The organism is Paracoccus sp. DMF, assembly GCF_004407025.1.
GTDB classification, from domain to species: domain Bacteria; phylum Pseudomonadota; class Alphaproteobacteria; order Rhodobacterales; family Rhodobacteraceae; genus Paracoccus; species Paracoccus aminovorans_B.
Genome location: NZ_SOKV02000149.1, coordinates 1 through 1,039, shown reverse-complemented (window position 1 = coordinate 1,039; position 1,039 = coordinate 1). Strand labels below are relative to the sequence as shown.

The following is a 1,039-nucleotide window of genomic DNA, read 5'->3' as shown; positions in this document are numbered from 1 at the left end:
GTGTTCATGGTCTCGACGCCGACGATCCGGGGGCTGTCCCGGATCGAGCGCGAGTTCGAGGCATCGGACCAGCGGCGCTACTTCGTGCCCTGCCCCCACTGTGGCACCATGCAATGGCTGCAGTTCGACCGGCTGCGCTGGGCCAAGGGGAAGCCGGAAACTGCCGCCTATCACTGCGAGGGCTGCGAACGGCCCATCGCCGAGCATCACAAGACTGAGATGCTGGCCAAGGGTGAGTGGCGGGCAACAGCGGTTTCCAGGGATCCGAAGGCTATCGGGTTCCACCTCTCGGCGCTCTACTCGCCCTTGGGCTGGAAAAGCTGGTCCGACGTCGCGCGGGAATGGCTGGCGGCCCAGGGGTCGGACGAGACGCTGCGCGCCGCGCGCAACACGCTCTTGGGCGAGACATGGGTCGAAAGCGGCGACGCGCCGGAGTGGCAGCGCCTGGCGGATCGACGCGAGGCCTGGAAGCCGGGCACGGTGCCCATGGCAGGGTTGTTTTTGACGGCCGGGGCCGACGTCCAGAGGGACCGGATCGAAGTCGACATCTGGGCCTGGGGCCGGAGCATGGAAAGCTGGCTCGTCGATCACATCGTCATCCCGGGCGGGCCTGACGATCCTGCCGCCTGGGACAAGCTGACCGCCATGCTCGGGCGCAGCTGGCAGCATGCCAACGGCGCCTTCATGACCGTGGCACGACTTGGCATCGATACCGGTTACGAGGCCGCGGCGGTCTATGCCTGGTCGCGCAAGGTCGGGTTCGAACAGGTGGCGCCCCTGAAGGGGCTTGAGGGCTTCAACCGCGCCGCCCCAGTTTCTGGCCCGACCTATGTCGATGCGAACGTGGCTGGCCGCCGCCTGCGCCGCGGGGCCCGGCTCTGGTCGGTGGCCACGGCGACATTCAAGGCCGAGACCTATCGGTTCCTGCGGATCGAGCGGCCCTCGGACGAGGACCGCGAGGCTGGAATGCTCGACGCCCCCGGCACGATCCACCTGCCCGGCTGGTCCGACACCGAATGGCTGAAGCAGCTGGTGGCGG

General features: G+C 68.2%; 1 protein-coding gene. It reads left to right on the top strand.

The features are described 5' to 3' along the window. Nucleotides 1–1,039, top strand: a 1,039-nt coding sequence (locus E3D03_RS20870; protein ID WP_263568535.1) for a phage terminase large subunit family protein, incomplete at both ends; no start/stop codon positions are given.